We start from the raw sequence: 15,862 nt of genomic DNA on the forward strand, positions 1-15,862 counted from the left end.
TTATTCCGCAGAAAATCCGTAAGTTTGCATTCAGAAAAACATTCTGAAATGAAAAGATATATATTGATGTTAGTGGCGTGTGCAGGCATAGTTGCGGCAGTCGCCCAAAACAAACTGTTGAACTCGCCTTTCCGCAAACTCCAACTGGCGGAATTTGCGATTGCCAACCTGTATGTAGATAAAGTAGACGAAGGGAAGTTGGTGGAAACGGCGATTATCAGTATGCTGGAAGAACTTGACCCACATTCCACTTACTCCGACCCGGAAGAGGTAAAACGCCTGAACGAACCTTTATTGGGAAACTTTGAAGGAATCGGGATTCAGTTTAATATGGCAACCGATACGCTGTTTGTCATCCAGCCCGTATCGGGAGGTCCTTCAGAAAAGGTAGGCATTCTGGCAGGCGACCGCATCATAGAGGTGAACGACACCGTAATAGCCGGAGTAAAAATGACTACGGATGAAGTAATGCGCCGTTTGCGCGGGCCTAAGGGGTCGAAAGTCGATGTAAAAGTATTGCGCAACGGAGTGAAAGAGTTATTGCCTTTTACCATCAAACGCGATAAGATACCGGTTTACAGTCTTGATGCTTCATACATGGTAAACAAACACGTGGGGTACATCCGCATCAATCGTTTTGCGGCAACTACCGGACAAGAGTTTCGTGACGCACTTGGCAAGTTGCAAAAGCAGGGCATGAAGGATTTAATACTCGACCTGCAAGGCAACGGGGGAGGTTACCTGAATGCGGCAATCGAACTGTGCGACCAACTGCTGGGTAAAAAAGAGCTTATTGTGTATACAGAAGGACGCCGTAACCCTCGCTCGGAATTTACAGCAAAAGGTGACGGTGATTTCCAAACGGGCCGGCTGGTGGTACTGGTCGACGAGTATTCGGCATCTGCCAGCGAAATCGTTACGGGAGCCATTCAGGATTGGGACAGAGGCATCGTGGTAGGACGACGCACGTTTGGGAAAGGATTGGTTCAACGTCCGATTGATTTGCCCGACGGCTCCATGATCCGGCTCACCGTGGCGCGTTACTACACGCCTTCGGGACGCTGCATCCAAAAGCCTTATGAGAGTATCGAACAATATAATCAGGATTTGATAGACCGCTATAACCGTGGCGAAATGGTAAGTGCCGACAGTATTCATTTCCCCGATTCACTGAAAACCCGTACCCTGAAATTGGGACGAACGGTATACGGCGGGGGAGGCATCATGCCCGATTATTTCGTCCCGATTGATACCACCATGTACACCGACTATTATCTTGCTCTGCGCGATAAAGGAGCTATCGTTCAGGAGAATCTGAAGCTAATAGACCGCCATCGTGCCGAGTGGATGAAGAAGTATAAAACATTCGACCGCTTTAACCGCGATTTCGAAGTGACCGACGAGATGTTGAACGAACTGATAGCTACCGGAAAGGCAACCGGAGCCACATACGATGAGGAACAATATCAAACGGCACTGCCTTTAATCAAGACCCAACTGAAAGCATTGATAGCCCGCGATTTGTGGGACATGAACGAATATTTTCAGGTGATCAACGAACTGAGCAACAGTATGCAAAAAGCTGTCCAACTGCTGGAGCAGCCCGGCCTGAACTTTCCGAAGCGGGAATAATAACCATACGGGTCAGCGCAAATGCCAATGGATAGGGTTGCGCTGACCCGTATCCATCTCACAAGCCTAATGTTTCCTTAATACGCCCGTAAGGTACATCTTTCAGAAGTACCTGCTTGCGGGCATCTAAAAGATAGAGGCTCGGCATGGCTTTCAAGTCATAAAGCGCATGGTCTTTTACCGTCATGCGGTCGTTTCCTATTATCCAGTTTTCCGGCATTTGAGGCAAGGCTTTTTTCCAAGCATCCTCATTTCCTTCGGTATAAATGGCAGTTACGGTTACATTGCCTTTATCTACCGCATTTGCCAATGCCGTATCGTCCATCATTTGTTGAAGAGTTTCATGGCAGCTCGGACATTCCGGATCATAAAACACCAATATCATCCGGTTGCCGCGAACGGATGTCTGCTTTAAGGAACGTTTACTCCCGTCGGGCAGGTAGTATACAAAGTCGGTGGCTTCTGTACCTACCCGGTTGCGGCTCGCCAACTCTGCCTTGAAAGCCAGTGTACTTTTCTGTGCTTCATCCAACGCCTTGCTTTGCACCATGCGCTTCAGATAAACCAGATACAAATCTTCGTTATAGAAAGGCGAGTTGGGATTGTACAGGTAATCTTCTGCCATCTGCATGAAAACCTTGCGCGCATGAGTATCTTGCTCCATTCCCGAACAGAAATTATCCATGCTCTGCCGGATGAGTTCCGGTCCGGTTATTCCGTCTGCCAACAATGCGATTTGATTTACAAAGCCTTGCTCGGAAACGTCCCGGTTATTGACTAATGCAGAGTCGGAGAAATCAAAGTTGTCCCAATAGTGTTGCAACAGGTATTCCTTTCGTTCTTCAGGCTCGGTCAGTGTAGAGGGAATGGACGGAAACGGGAACTGGGGTTCTACTGCTTGTTCCTGACGAGGAGACTGTGCGGAATCATCTGCCGTTTTCCTGCCGGCATTGCCCTGACAGGCAAAGAGTACGACAAACATCAACAGTATCCCTACTTTGTTATATGACTTTTTTTTCATGGCTATATAAGATTAATTCAGATTAGTCTGTACATGCCGCCTGCCAACGTGCGGATTATCCCTTTCATCTCTAACTCAAAAAGGATTCCGGTGAGGCGGTTGATGGCAATGTTGCTTTCTACTACCAACAAATTGATTTGCAGTCCTTCTTCATGTTTCTGCAGCAGGTCGACTACCAGTTGTTCGTCGGCAGAGAGGTCGGGAAAAAGCTGACGCTGTACGGCTGCTGCCGGAGTTTTCTGAGGGGCATCCCAGTTCATCGCCTTAACCAATTCTTCCGCACTTTGAAGCAACGAAGCGCGATTATTACGTATCAGGTTGTTACACCCTTCGGAAAAGACATCACCCACTCTGCCGGGCACGGCAAAGCAGTCGCGGTGGTAGCTTTCGGCTATTTCGGCTGTTATCAGCGAACCTCCTTTGGCTGCCGACTCAATGACCACTGTGGCATCACTGATACCCGCAACAATGCGATTACGCTTCACAAAGTTCTGGCGGTCGGGGCTGGTTCCGCTCGGATACTCGGTCAGCAGTCCGCCGTGTTCCGTCATTTCGGCTGCCGTTTTCCGGTGAACGTTCGGATAGATTCTATCCAGCCCGTGGGCCAGTACGCCTACCGTGTCCAGCCCGTTTTGTAAGGCTGCGCGATGGGCATGGATATCTACTCCATACGCCAAACCGCTTACTATGATGACATCGGGCAACAATTCTTTCAGTTCGCCCACAAACCTCAAACACATATCCTTTCCGTACTCTGTAACATTGCGCGTGCCTACGATGCTGACTACGTGCATGGCGTTCAGATCGGCATTTCCCCGATAAAACAACACCAGCGGAGAATCTTCACACTCGCGTAAACGCGAAGGGTAATCGGCATCTTTAGCAGTAAGTACACGGATGCGGTTTTTCTCGGCAAACTGTAATTCGGCTTCACACAGGCGCAACGTATCAGGGCAGTCGAACGATTTTACCAGCCGTTTCGGGAAGCCCGGAATACTACGCGACAATTCCTGCGTATGAAGGAACAAATCGCTCGCATTATCCACCGCACGCAACAAGTTATGCGCTCCTATCAGTCCCACACCCGGAATGCGCGTAAGGGCAAACGTATAAAGCGTTTCTTCGTTCATTCGCTGAGGTAAGGAGAAAAGGTTTCGTAAAGTAATGCGCTTTCACTCAAACGTCCGCCTACGAGACAAACTGTTTCAACAGTCGACTTGATGACCGGCTTCATGTCGGGCAGGCGGAAAATATCTTGATAAAATACGTACTTAATGCCCTCTTTCTTCAGGTATAATTTTGACACGAACTCATCGCCGCTGCGCAGCGGAGTCTTGAATGCCATGTTCAGACGCGCCACCACGGGGTCGATGCCCTGCTCATGCAGCCGGGCAAAACCGATGCCAGCCGAAAGCAGAAATTCATGACGTGTATGCTCGATGTAATGTTGGTAATTGGCATTATTCACAATTCCCTGTAAGTCGCATTCGTAATCGCGCACTTTCATCGTAAGTTCAAAGATATACTTTTCCATATCAGTGTTTAGTGTTATTCTGACAAAGATATAGTTTATCTGTGAAAAAATAATCCGCTTTCTGCAGTAAGTTCTGAGAAATATCCTGTTCTGCCAACTATTGCTACAGATGCCTTCTCCGGTAAAATCCTGTATTTTAGGTACTATCCGGTTCTGTCGGGAAGTTGGAAAATCCTACCCATAGGACGGGGGAATTCTATGGGTAGAACCGAGTAACTCTACCGCATGGAATGACTGACGCTAACGGTAGCGTTTTCCGGAACAAATCAATGGGTTTTTCACCTACGCTTTCAGCTATAAAAAACAAAAGGCTACCTCAATAAAAATTGAGATAACCTTTTGTTTCGCGTATAATTTATGTCAGTAGAAACCAATATTTACTGGTTGGGCTGCGCATCTTTATCGGTCTTTGTCTGCTCAGCCAAGTTCATTGCCGCCGTTTGAAGTGCAGCGATGGCAGCTTCCTGCACCTGCTGTTTTTGCCTTTCTTCTTCCTCCTTGCGTCGGGCTTCCATTTCGTTTACGTAACGGCTCACGCTCAGTATCATCCCGATATAAGCACAGTTGATGAGTGTAGACGTTCCTCCCTTGCTGATAAGCGGAAGAGGTTGTCCGGTAACAGGAAACAGTCCTACGGCTACCATCATGTTAAGCAATGCCTGCGATACCAACAGCAGTGCGATACCCATTACCAGAAACGCAGGGAAACTCCTGTCACACTTTCGGGCGATTTTCCCCGTTCGCATCAGCAGCCAAATATAAAGAATGGCAACAAACGCCCCTCCCACCAGTCCGAGTTCTTCGATGATGATGGCGAAAATGAAGTCGGAAAATGCTTGCGAAAGGAAGTCACGCTGGATGCTGTTTCCGGGCATCTTACCTACGATGTGACTGGAAGCAATGGCTATATTGGCATGAGCTACTTGTGCATTCTTGTCGATATCGTATTTAGCGGCTGGAACGGCTTCACTGTCGGCAAAAAATCCCTTGATACGGTTCTGCCACGTCTCTACACGGTGCATCATCGGCACTTCTCTCAGTTTCTCGGCAGGGATAGCCATTACCACCCCGATGAAAAGACCAAGCATCAGCACCACTGCCGCCGCCAGCTTGGTCAGTTGCTGCCACGGAACTCTGCCGATAATCATCATCAAGAATACCACTCCGAACAGCAACACCGCCGTAGAGCCGTTTTCAGGGGCAATCAATATGAAAACAACGCCCGTTATCCACATTATCCACCGGAAAGCCTTCCGGTTTGTTCCGTTTTCTTCTTGAAACTTAGACAAGATGAATGCCGTAACGATTATTACCGCCATTTTCGCCAACTCGGAAGGCTGAAACTGAATGCCGAAAAACGTCATCCACCGTGCCGCACCGTTGATACGGTCGCCCGTTACAAGTCCGGTTATCGTAACAAAAGCCAGTAAGACAGCCGAAATAGGGAGAAGGAAGAACGGAAATACCCGGAAAAACTTATAGGGAATGTTGTGAACCAACACTACGATACAGGCTCCCACCATCAGGATGAGGCTATGCTGGGTAATAGGTTCCCAATGGTCGCCGCTCTTGTAAGTCAGCGTACTGGCGGCGCTGAATACCTCGATAACGGATACCAGACAAAGAAACAGGAAGATAATCCAGATAGCCTTGTCGCCTTTAAACAAATTTTTTAGCAAATCCATCGCTCTAAGTATCTAACGGTTTATTACAGGTTTCTTACACACTCTTTAAACTGGTCGCCGCGGTCTTCGTAACTCTTAAAGAGGTCGAAGCTGGCGCAGCAGGGACTCAGCAATACGGTTTCGCCCTGTTTTGCCATCCGGTAAGCAGCATCAACGGCATCTTTCATGCTTTGAACATCGGCTATCGGCAGTCCGAACCCATCGAAGAATCCGTGCAACTTCTCGTTGTGCAAGCCCAAAAAGATAAGCCCAGAACATTTTTCCCTTACCAAATCGGCAATTTCGTTGTAATCATTTCCTTTGTCTTTGCCACCCAAAATAAGTACCGTCTTGGTTTTCATGCTCTGAAGGGCATACCAGCAAGAGTTTACATTCGTGGCTTTCGAGTCGTTAACGTACTCTACACCACGCACACGAGCCACCTTCTCTAAACGGTGTTCCACCCCCTTGAAATCGCTCAACGCCTCCCGGATATCTTCTTTCCGGATACCGGCAATGTTGGCAGAGATACCTGCCGCCATCGAGTTGAACAGATTGTGCGTGCCTGTCAAAGCCAGCTCCTCCTGCTCCATGTTAAACGCGATGGGCTGTGTGAAATAAATCTTGTTCTGCTCAACAAATGCAGCCAGCCCGTCTTCACGCTTTTCAGCAAAGGGATAATAATGTCCGTGAATGCCATACTTATGAAGTTCGTGTTGGATAATGGGGTCATCGTTCCAGAAAATGAATGCGTCTTCAGGCGTCTGGTTCTGGATAATGCGGAACTTGGCATCCACATAGTTCTGCATCTTGTAATCATAACGGTCGAGATGGTCGGGCGTGATGTTCATCAGCACGGCAATGTTGGCATGAAACTTATACATGTTATCCAACTGGAAGCTGCTCAACTCGATAACATAATAATCGTAGTTACATTCCGCCACCTGATAAGCAAGGCTCTGACCGATATTTCCGGCAAGCCCCACGTTGAGTCCGGCTTTCTTGAAGATATGATAAATCAGCGAGGTAGTGGTTGTTTTTCCGTTACTGCCCGTGATACAAATCATTTTGGCATTCGTATAACGTCCGGCAAATTCGATTTCGGAAATAACCGGAATGCCTTTTTCTTTCAGTTTCAGAATCATAGGAACATCGTTGGGGATGCCCGGACTCTTGATTACTTCGTCGGCATTCAGTATCAACTCCTCCGTATGCTTTCCCTCTTCCCACCGGATGCCTCTTTCGTTTAACATGTCTTTGTATTTGTCTTTAATGGCAGACATGTCTGATACAAACGTGTCGAAACCTTTCTTTTGTGCCAGTATCGCTGCACCTGTGCCGCTTTCACCGGCTCCTAATATGACAATTCTCTTTGTCATGACTCTTTATCTAATCTTTAAAGTTATAATCGTTATTGCTGCGAGTACGATGGTTACAATCCAGAAGCGGACGGTAATTTTCGACTCGTGAAATACACTCGCCGGACGTGTAAAAACATACGTACACTCAGGGTCGAGCTGCGATAGGGTCGTGCGGAAATGATCGTGAATCGGCGTACGTTTGAAAACACGTCGCTTGATTCCTTTTTTCTTTCCGCTCCGGAAGTATCTTACTTGTAAAATTACAGACAAATTCTCTATAAGGAACACACCGCACAGTATCGGTATGAGCAATTCTTTGTGGATAATGATGGCGAAAACAGCGATGATACCGCCAATGGTAAGGCTACCCGTATCGCCCATAAATACTTGAGCGGGGAACGCATTATACCACAAGAAACCGATAAGCGCACCAATAAAGGCACAAATATAGATTACCAGTTCCTCACTTCCCGGTATATACATAATATTCAGGTAACCGGCGTATTCAATGTGACTGGAAACGTAAGCCAAAATCCCTAACGTGACTCCGATTATCGCAGAGTTTCCGGCTGCCATACCATCCATCCCGTCATTCAGGTTGGCTCCGTTGGATACGGCTGTCACCACAAATATCGTAACCAGTACGAATACAATCCAACCCGCTGTTTGTGCATGTTCGCCGAAGAATCCTACAAAATCAGCATAATCAAGGTTATTGTTCTTAAAGAAAGGGATGGTTGTTTTAGTAGACTTCTCATCTTGCGTCTTATGCACCACCTCTACAATCTCTCCGTTACGCTGTACTTCCACATTCTCGCGTATAACTACATCGGGACTAAGGTAAAGCGTCAGTCCTACAATCAATCCCAAGCCTACTTGCCCGATAATTTTAAACTTTCCATGCAAGCCCTCCTTGTCTTTGCGGAATACTTTGATATAATCATCCAAAAAGCCCAAAGTTCCTAACCAAACAGTGGTTATCAGCATCAGCAACATATAGATATTATGCAGCTTACCCAACAATAGGCAAGGTATCAGGGTAGCCACAATAATGATAATGCCCCCCATTGTAGGAACGCCAACTTTATTGACATTAAAGGGGTCAATCGAAGCGTCGCGCTGGGTTTCGGTTATTTGTTTCCGTTTCAGCAAATTGATAAAGTATTCCCCAAAAATAGAAGAAATCAACAATGCAATGATAACCGCCATCAGCGAACGAAACGATACGTAACCAAACATTCGCGCACCGGGAAAATCAATTTGCTCTAAATAATGAAATAGATAATATAACATGCCTATCAGTTTTCGTTTGCAAATATATCTTTTACCACTTCTTTATCATCGAAATGATGTTTCACTCCCTTAACTTCTTGGTAATTCTCATGTCCCTTTCCGGCTATCAACACCACATCGCCCGGTTGTGCCAGCATACATGCCGTACGGATGGCTTCACGGCGGTCGGCAATAGAGATAACCTTACGCATATCCTCTTTTGTCAATCCTGCCAACATATCGTTAATGATATCTTGCGGTTCTTCGAAGCGAGGATTATCCGACGTTATCACTACCTTATCGCTTTGTTTTACCGATTCTTGCGCCATGAGCGGACGTTTGCCTTTATCGCGATTACCGCCTGCCCCCACTACCGTGATTACTTGTCCGCGTCCTTTGAGCACTTCATGAATGGCATTCAATACATTCTCTAAGGCATCGGGGGTATGGGCGTAATCTACAATCGCTGTATAGCCTTTCGGCGAACGAATGGCATCGAAACGTCCGGATACAGGACGCAAGATGCTTAATGCAATTAAGACTTCTTCCGGCTGTTTTCCCAATAAGCAGGCTGCTCCATATACGGCCAACAAATTGGAAGCGTTAAACCGTCCGATGAATTGTACGTTCACCTCTCTGTTGTTAATATCCAACAACATTCCTTCAAAGCCGTCTTCCAATACCTTCCCTTTGAAATCGCATAACGTACGAAGCGAATAAGTCGCAACTTTGGCTTTCGTATTTTGTACCATGACCAAGCCATTTTTATCATCGGCGTTCGTCAGTGCGAAAGCCGATTTAGGAAGTCCATCAAAAAAAGCCTTTTTCGCTTTCAGATAATTCTCAAAGGTTTTATGGTAGTCCAAATGGTCGCGGGTGAGATTCGTAAAGATACCTCCTGCAAATTTCAGTCCGCCGATACGTTTTTGAGCCACCGAATGAGAACTTACTTCCATAAACGCATATTTACAGCCTTCGTCTGCCATTTTGCCTAATAATCTGTTAAGCGTAATGGGGTCGGGTGTAGTATGGTCGGTCGGAATGGCTTCTCCGTCAATATAATTGCATACCGTAGATATTAAACCTACCTTATATCCAAAGCGGCGAAACATTTCATAAAGCAAAGTAGCGATGGTGGTTTTCCCGTTCGTTCCGGTAACGCCCACCAAATCTAATTTTTCTGTCGGATTGCCATAAAATGTTGTAGCCAACTTGCCTACCGCATCTTCCGAATCGCTCACTTGAACATAAGTAACCTTGTCATCGGTTTGCTCAGGCAGGATTTCACATACGATAGCGGCAGCTCCACCGGCAATAGCTTTTCCGATGTACGCATGTCCGTCTGTTTGAGTTCCTTTCACAGCTACAAACAAACAGCCGGGCTTCACCAAGCGCGAGTCCATTTGTATGTCTGTTACCTCTATATTTAAATCGCCTGCCCAACGGCAAACGTTCACAGATTTCAAAATTTCTTCCAGTTTCATTTCTTTATCTTATTTAAGAATCAATGTTATAGTTTGCCCCCTGCGGACATGAGACCCGGCCGCAAGGCTTTGAGAAGTGACCTTCCCTACGCCCGACAAACGGACTTTCAGCCCGTAACTTTCCAACAGGTAAACGGCATCTTTCGCACCCATGCCCTTTACGTTAGGAAGCAACTTGCTGTTTATTTTAGTTTCTTTCAGCTCTGCCTGAGTGGGAGTGGTTGTCACTTTTCCCCATACAGGAATATCTTCCGACGCTGTCGGGATAGACGCACTGTTGCTGTTCACATTCAGTGCGCGCAATACATAAGCAGCCTCTTGGATATCTCCGCTCTTTACGTTAGGTATCAGTATCGAGGTAGAATCTTTGGCATGTTCCAAATCCTGATTCAAATGTTTCGCATAAATACGTTCGGCGATGCGGCTGAACACGCTTCCTGCCTGCAAGCCTCCGGATGCCGGACCGTGAGGTATCTGAATAGAAACAATGCAACTGTATTTAGGGTTCTCGGAGGGGAAGTAACCGCAGAAGCTAACCAAATAGCTTACTCCTCCAGCTTTATATCCGGCTTTACCTTGCGAGATTTGCGCTGTTCCTGTTTTGCCCGATACGCTGAACTGTTTGCTTCCTGCCGGTTTTGCAAGTCCTTGCGAAACCACTTTACGCAGAATAGTACGTATCTGCATCAACGTCGTATCCGAACAAATTTTCGGATTGACTATTTCCGTCGGAAATTCTTTCAATATCTCGCCGTCTTTGGCTATTGCTTTCACGAACTTGGGTTTCACCATCACGCCGTTATTGGCAATGGCATTATAAAAATTCAACAGATAAATGGGAGGAATCATCGTTTCGTAACCGATACTCATCCACGGCAAAGTGGTTCCTGCAAAATAACGTTCGTTCGGCCCTTGTATGCGCGGACTTGCTTCACCCACAAAGCCCAAGTTCAGCGGTTTGTCGATGCTCATGCGTTTCAAGCCGTCGACAAACTTTTGGGGATTCTTTCCGTAAAAATGATCGATAATCGTCGATACGCCCACATTGGATGATACTTCAAGGATGCGTGTCACATCTATCTTTCCATAACCGCCCTTATACCAGTTCCAGTCTTTCATGAAACTGCCGTGCATATTTACCACCCCGTTTCCTGTATCTACCACATAATCGGGCGTAATATATTTATCTTCGAGCGCTACCATGATAGAAGCCGTTTTAAAGGTAGACCCCGGCTCCATCAGGTTACTTACCGAAGCATTGCGCATTTCGTAATAATTCCCGTCGCCTGCTTTGGTCATGTTTACATTAGCTTTCACATCGCCCGTAGCAACTTCCATTACTACCGCCACTCCGGATACGGCATTCAGATTTTTGAGCTGGTCTACAAGGGCTTTCTCGGCAATATCCTGCATGTCGACATCGATGGTTGTAATCACATCGCAACCATCTACCGCCGGCTTATCCACGATATTCAAGTATTTGTTCATCACCTTTTGGCGGTGGGTGATGCCATTTTGCCCGCGCAAAATTGAATCGTAAGTAAGCTCAATGCCGTTTTTCGCACCCAACGTTATATCGGGGTACATATCGCCCAACGTACGGGCAGCCAACGAGCCGAAAGGTTTTTTCCGCTGATTGAAAGCCAATTCGTGAAATCCGCCCCGGTATTTATTCAAATTAAACACCGGAAGTTTTTTGACCTCCTTATACTCAATATATGAGATGCGCTTGGGGTAAAGCAAATAGTTTCTGCTCTTCGCACGCCTTCCGTTCAAGATATGCCGACGAAAGCTCTGCGCACTTTTATCCGGGAATATCTGATGCATCCCTTCACAGATTTCCGTCAGATGGTTCATCAGTACAGAGTCGTTACCGGCTTCTTTCAGCGCTACGAAATCCATATAAATTTTATATTCCGGCAAGCTGCTCGCCATTAATTTCCCGTCGGCTGAAATAATATTTCCGCGCGTAGGAGCAACCGTGACATTCTCTTTAACGAAACGGTCGGCAACGTCTTTCCAGTACTGACGTTCTGCAAACATGATAAATGCGGCCTTGATAATAACCGCCACCGCTATCAACGCCATGACAAACACTATGAACGTATAGCGGAGCATGATATTTTTCTGTCCAAACATCATCTTATTTCTTCTCTTTAATTAAAAATGGAGGAGTAGTAGCTGTTTGAAGCGGCATTTTCCCTTCTTCTGTTGCAACATATTCTTCGATGCGCGACTGGCGGCTCCGTTCGGTCAGTTCCGAAGAAATGGTCAGCGCATCATATTTTGTATCTACCAGCTCTTTTTTCAACCGGTCTATTTCAATGATTTCACGCTGGCTTTCATAACGGTTGTTTATATAGAAAATGGTCAAGATTACTATTAAAATAAGCAAGTTGGCCTGCTTTCTCAGGAAGTTATGAGCCAAAATATCCCCTCCCAAGATGCTTTTCAGCGTGATATGGAAAGTTTCCTGCTGCTTGTCTTCTTGTTGTTCCATAACTTTTACTTGTTATTTCTTTTCTGCAATTCTTAATTTAGCGCTTCGCGAGCGAGGATTACGCAGTATCTCCTCGTCGGCGGGCACGATTACTTTATTGTTTATCAGGCGGAACGGTGTTTTTACGTTTCCATAAAAATCCTGATCGGCCTTTCCTTCGATATTTCCTGTTTTCATCAGGTTCTTTACCATGCGGTCTTCCAGCGAATGATAGGTGATAACCACCAGTCTCCCTCCGGGCTTCAACGCCTCGGTAGCCGCATACAGCATTTCTTTCAGCGCCTGCATTTCTTCGTTCACTTCGATGCGCAGCGCCTGAAACACTTTCGCCAATTCTTTTTTTTCTCTTTCCCTGCTGTACAGCGGCTTTACCACTTCAAGAAAATCGCCTATGGTATCAAATGGCTTCCGGGCGCGCGCCTTTACCAATACGTTCGCCAGCTTCCGGCTGTTCTTCAGTTCACCGTACAGGTAAAACACATCAGCCAGCCGCTCTTCATCATACGTATTGACTACATCGGCAGCCGTCATTCCCGCCCGGCGGTTCATGCGCATGTCCAACTTTCCGTCGAAACGAAAAGAAAAGCCGCGCTCACTGTCGTCGAAATGATGAGACGACACTCCCAAATCGGCAAGAATACCGTCAACCTCTTCCACTCCGTAGTAACGAAGAAAGTTACGCAGATACCTGAAATTACTCCGCACGAAGGTAAAACGGCTGTCATCCACAATGTTGCGCTCCGCATCTTCGTCTTGATCGAAACTGAACAAACGGCTTTCCTTTCCCATCCGACGCAAAATCTCCCGTGAATGTCCACCTCCTCCGAAAGTTACGTCCACATAAATTCCGCCATCCTGCAAGTTCAGTCCGCAGATGCTTTCCTGCAAAAGTACAGGCACATGATAAGTCTGTTCCGTTTCGTTCATGAGTCAATATCTTTGCTGTTTTTAGCTATTATATAATTAAGGTGTAAAATTAGGCATTTCCTTATAATTAGGCACTATATTGGTTGGGGAATTTTTCAGAAAGTTATCAACAGCCCGCCTCAGCGCGGTGTATTTTGCTTTCTCAAACACAAGCCGTTATCTTGGAAACCTGTCGGCTTACACCGAGCCTTCCCAAACTTTTTCCGGCTTGCCGGAAGCCCGAAAAACGCTACCCATAGCGTAAACAAGTTCTATGGGTAGAACCGGGCAACGCTACCGCATGAGTTGACCAACACTAACGGTAGCGTTTTCCGGGATTTTACTGCGGGAATTTCCGCCAGCGTTTTACCCGGCAGAATAGTTAAACAAAAGCCGGGCAACAAACCGCCAGCTTTCCCTAAATCACGGGCAAAAAAAGGCCCGGTTTGTCATATCAACGTATACAAAACATGCCCTACAGTATATTTTTTGTGTTAAATAGTAGATTTTTTTACCACTATTGCCCTATTTATCAAAAGATACATTACTTTTGTAACACAAATACAATAAAGTAAAGAATGGCTGACGACTCAATCTTTTTAATTGACATAGACAAGATTCTGAAAGAAAAGGCAGGACCAAAAGCCAAAAGGGTTCCCCGATTCGTGGTTTCGTACCTGAAACACATCGTACATCAGGATGAACTGAATGTCTTTTTAAAAGAAGTCTCCGGTAAAGAAGGAGTCGACTTTCTGGAAGCGTGCATGGAGTTTCTTGATGTAAAACTTGATATCAGGGGACTTGAAAATCTCCCTAAGGAAGGTTTGTGTACGTTTGTGTCCAATCACCCTTTAGGGGGACAAGACGGTATCTCACTGGGATATATACTTGGAAAGCACTACGACGGGCGAATCAAATATCTGGTAAACGACTTGCTGATGAACCTCCGCGGACTGGCGCCCCTTTGTATCCCAATCAACAAAACCGGTTCGCAATCGCGCGATTTCCCTAAAATGGTAGAAGCCGGCTTCCGCTCAGACAGTCATATCATCATGTTCCCTGCCGGACTTTGTTCGCGCAGGCAGAACGGAACAATCAAAGATTTGCCGTGGAAAAAAACATTCATTACCAAAAGTATAGAAACTCACCGCACCATTGTACCCATTCATTTTGAAGGACGAAACTCGAACTTCTTTTACACGCTGGCAAATGTCTGTAAGTTCTTAGGAATCAAGTTTAACATAGCCATGCTTTATCTTGCCGACGAAATGTTGAAAAACCGCCATAAAACGTTCCGGGTAACTATCGGGAAACCCATCCCGTGGGAAACATTCGGTAAACAGAAAACTCCGGCCGAATGGGCGGACTACGTGCGTGAACTGGTTTACAAATTATAAAAAGATGTTATAATTGATAGATATGGAAGATATTATTGCTCCGATTGACAAGGAACTACTGAAATCGGAACTCACACCCGACAAACGTATGCGCTCCACAAACAAAAGTAACAACGAAATATACGTTGTAACATGGCAAAACGCGCCTAACGTATTGAAAGAAATCGGTCGCTTACGTGAAATCGCATTCCGCGCAGCCGGAGGTGGCACAGGCATGTCGATGGACTTGGATGAATACGACTTAATGGAAAATCCTTACCAGCAACTGATTGTTTGGAATCCGGAAGCTGAAGAAATATTGGGAGGATACCGTTACATACTGGGCGATGAAGTAGAATTCGACGAGCATGGGAAACCTAAATTGGCTACGGCTCACATGTTTGATTTCTCTGAGAAGTTTTTAAAAGATTACCTTCCTACCACCATCGAATTAGGGCGTTCGTTCGTAACCCTCGAATATCAGTCTACACGCTCCGGCTCAAAAGGTTTATTTGCACTCGACAATCTGTGGGATGGATTGGGAGCATTGACAGTAATCAAGCCCAATGTGAAATATTTCTTTGGTAAGATGACGATGTATCCCAGCTACAACCGCTTCGGACGCGACATGATTCTTTATTTCCTCAACAAGCATTTTTACGACAAAGACAAGCTGATAACCCCGATGACCCCGCTGCAGATAGAAACAGACCCGGCGGTTCTCGAAAAGTTGTTCTGCCACAATACGTTTAAGGAAGACTATAAGGTTTTAAACGCCGAGGTGCGTAAGTTGGGATATAACATTCCGCCTTTGGTTAACGCTTACATGGGACTTTCGCCCACCATGCGTATGTTTGGGACTGCCATTAACGACGGTTTCGGAAATGTAGAAGAAACGGGTATTCTGATTGCCGTAGATGAGATTCTGGAAGAAAAACGTGTACGCCATATCGAATCTTACATAAAAGAACATCCCGAAGCCTTGCATTTCACTTCAGGAGCTAATCCGGTGATTTCAAAATAAAAGAATTGTTTATAGGAACATTGAGCAGATGTTCCTTTTTACCCAATACTTCGCAAAAGCGTAGATTTACGCTTTTGCGACACTACTC

At 46.0% G+C, this 15,862-nt stretch carries 13 protein-coding genes; 3 read left to right on the forward strand and 10 right to left on the reverse strand.

What is annotated here, in order from left to right; genetic code table 11:
* Window positions 1-48: 48 nt before the first annotated feature.
* Complete coding sequence (locus M3085_RS08100) at window positions 49-1,632, forward strand: S41 family peptidase (RefSeq protein ID WP_191710872.1); 1,584 nt, start codon at window positions 49-51, stop codon at window positions 1,630-1,632.
* A gap of 58 nt (window positions 1,633-1,690) precedes the next feature.
* Here the strand turns inward: M3085_RS08100 and M3085_RS08105 are convergent, their stop codons facing one another.
* The 10 genes from M3085_RS08105 to rsmH all read right to left on the reverse strand — a co-directional run bounded on the left by M3085_RS08105 (window position 1,691) and on the right by rsmH (window position 13,395).
* Window positions 1,691-2,653 carry a DUF5106 domain-containing protein gene (locus tag M3085_RS08105; RefSeq protein WP_249052760.1) on the reverse strand — a complete coding sequence of 321 codons (963 nt, stop codon included), beginning with the start codon at window positions 2,651-2,653 and terminating at the stop codon, window positions 1,691-1,693.
* Window positions 2,654-2,670: 17 nt separating this feature from the next.
* The gene (gene dprA, locus M3085_RS08110) at window positions 2,671-3,783 is read right to left on the reverse strand and encodes a DNA-processing protein DprA (protein WP_191710873.1); all 1,113 of its coding nucleotides are present in this window, start codon (window positions 3,781-3,783) and stop codon (window positions 2,671-2,673) included.
* The gene (locus M3085_RS08115; RefSeq protein WP_249052761.1) at window positions 3,780-4,187 is read right to left on the reverse strand and encodes an acyl-CoA thioesterase; all 408 of its coding nucleotides are present in this window, start codon (window positions 4,185-4,187) and stop codon (window positions 3,780-3,782) included. Before M3085_RS08115 ends, dprA begins: the two co-directional genes overlap by 4 nt.
* A 377-nt stretch (window positions 4,188-4,564) precedes the next feature.
* Entirely contained in the window at window positions 4,565-5,872 is a 1,308-nt protein-coding gene (locus M3085_RS08120; protein WP_178257219.1) for an FtsW/RodA/SpoVE family cell cycle protein, read from the reverse strand.
* 23 nt (window positions 5,873-5,895) lie between these two features.
* On the reverse strand, window positions 5,896-7,230 hold the full coding sequence (murD, locus tag M3085_RS08125) for a UDP-N-acetylmuramoyl-L-alanine--D-glutamate ligase (protein ID WP_178257218.1): 1,335 nt from the start codon (window positions 7,228-7,230) through the stop codon (window positions 5,896-5,898).
* A 6-nt stretch (window positions 7,231-7,236) separates the two neighbouring features.
* On the reverse strand, window positions 7,237-8,505 hold the full coding sequence (locus tag M3085_RS08130) for a phospho-N-acetylmuramoyl-pentapeptide-transferase (protein WP_191710874.1): 1,269 nt from the start codon (window positions 8,503-8,505) through the stop codon (window positions 7,237-7,239).
* Window positions 8,506-8,510: 5 nt separating this feature from the next.
* Window positions 8,511-9,968, reverse strand: coding sequence for a UDP-N-acetylmuramoyl-L-alanyl-D-glutamate--2,6-diaminopimelate ligase (locus M3085_RS08135; RefSeq protein WP_178257216.1), 1,458 nt, complete (start codon window positions 9,966-9,968; stop codon window positions 8,511-8,513).
* Window positions 9,969-9,977: 9 nt separating this feature from the next.
* Window positions 9,978-12,110: a penicillin-binding protein gene (locus tag M3085_RS08140; protein ID WP_249052762.1), complete on the reverse strand. Its 2,133-nt coding sequence runs from the start codon at window positions 12,108-12,110 to the stop codon at window positions 9,978-9,980.
* A gap of 1 nt (window position 12,111) precedes the next feature.
* Entirely contained in the window at window positions 12,112-12,468 is a 357-nt protein-coding gene (locus M3085_RS08145) for an FtsL-like putative cell division protein (RefSeq protein ID WP_178257214.1), read from the reverse strand.
* Window positions 12,469-12,480: 12 nt separating this feature from the next.
* On the reverse strand, window positions 12,481-13,395 hold the full coding sequence (rsmH, locus tag M3085_RS08150) for a 16S rRNA (cytosine(1402)-N(4))-methyltransferase RsmH (RefSeq protein WP_249052763.1): 915 nt from the start codon (window positions 13,393-13,395) through the stop codon (window positions 12,481-12,483).
* Between the two features lie 557 nt (window positions 13,396-13,952).
* On the opposite strand from rsmH, the gene M3085_RS08155 reads away from it, so the two are divergent.
* Window positions 13,953-14,771 carry a 1-acyl-sn-glycerol-3-phosphate acyltransferase gene (locus M3085_RS08155; protein WP_178257212.1) on the forward strand — a complete coding sequence of 273 codons (819 nt, stop codon included), beginning with the start codon at window positions 13,953-13,955 and terminating at the stop codon, window positions 14,769-14,771.
* Window positions 14,772-14,793: 22 nt separating this feature from the next.
* Window positions 14,794-15,774 (forward strand): GNAT family N-acetyltransferase, encoded by a 981-nt coding sequence (locus tag M3085_RS08160; RefSeq protein WP_178257211.1) that lies wholly within the window; start codon window positions 14,794-14,796, stop codon window positions 15,772-15,774.
* Window positions 15,775-15,862 lie beyond the last annotated feature (88 nt).

This window comes from Bacteroides caecicola (assembly GCF_023337095.1).
Classification (GTDB): Bacteria; Bacteroidota; Bacteroidia; order Bacteroidales; family Bacteroidaceae; genus Phocaeicola; species Phocaeicola gallinarum.

Bases quoted from the DNA above. Each gene is read 5' to 3' on its own strand.
- murD (WP_178257218.1), bottom strand. From the start codon at position 7,230: ATGACAAAGAGAATTGTCATATTAGGAGCCGGTGAAAGCGGCACAGGT.
- M3085_RS08105 (WP_249052760.1), bottom strand. From the start codon at position 2,653: ATGAAAAAAAAGTCATATAACAAAGTAGGGATACTGTTGATGTTTGTC.
- M3085_RS08130 (WP_191710874.1), bottom strand. From the start codon at position 8,505: ATGTTATATTATCTATTTCATTATTTAGAGCAAATTGATTTTCCCGGT.
- M3085_RS08115 (WP_249052761.1), bottom strand. From the start codon at position 4,187: ATGGAAAAGTATATCTTTGAACTTACGATGAAAGTGCGCGATTACGAA.
- M3085_RS08135 (WP_178257216.1), bottom strand. From the start codon at position 9,968: ATGAAACTGGAAGAAATTTTGAAATCTGTGAACGTTTGCCGTTGGGCA.
- M3085_RS08145 (WP_178257214.1), bottom strand. From the start codon at position 12,468: ATGGAACAACAAGAAGACAAGCAGCAGGAAACTTTCCATATCACGCTG.
- M3085_RS08160 (WP_178257211.1), top strand. From the start codon at position 14,794: ATGGAAGATATTATTGCTCCGATTGACAAGGAACTACTGAAATCGGAA.
- M3085_RS08120 (WP_178257219.1), bottom strand. From the start codon at position 5,872: ATGGATTTGCTAAAAAATTTGTTTAAAGGCGACAAGGCTATCTGGATT.
- M3085_RS08100 (WP_191710872.1), top strand. From the start codon at position 49: ATGAAAAGATATATATTGATGTTAGTGGCGTGTGCAGGCATAGTTGCG.
- rsmH (WP_249052763.1), bottom strand. From the start codon at position 13,395: ATGAACGAAACGGAACAGACTTATCATGTGCCTGTACTTTTGCAGGAA.
- M3085_RS08140 (WP_249052762.1), bottom strand. From the start codon at position 12,110: ATGATGTTTGGACAGAAAAATATCATGCTCCGCTATACGTTCATAGTG.
- dprA (WP_191710873.1), bottom strand. From the start codon at position 3,783: ATGAACGAAGAAACGCTTTATACGTTTGCCCTTACGCGCATTCCGGGT.
- M3085_RS08155 (WP_178257212.1), top strand. From the start codon at position 13,953: ATGGCTGACGACTCAATCTTTTTAATTGACATAGACAAGATTCTGAAA.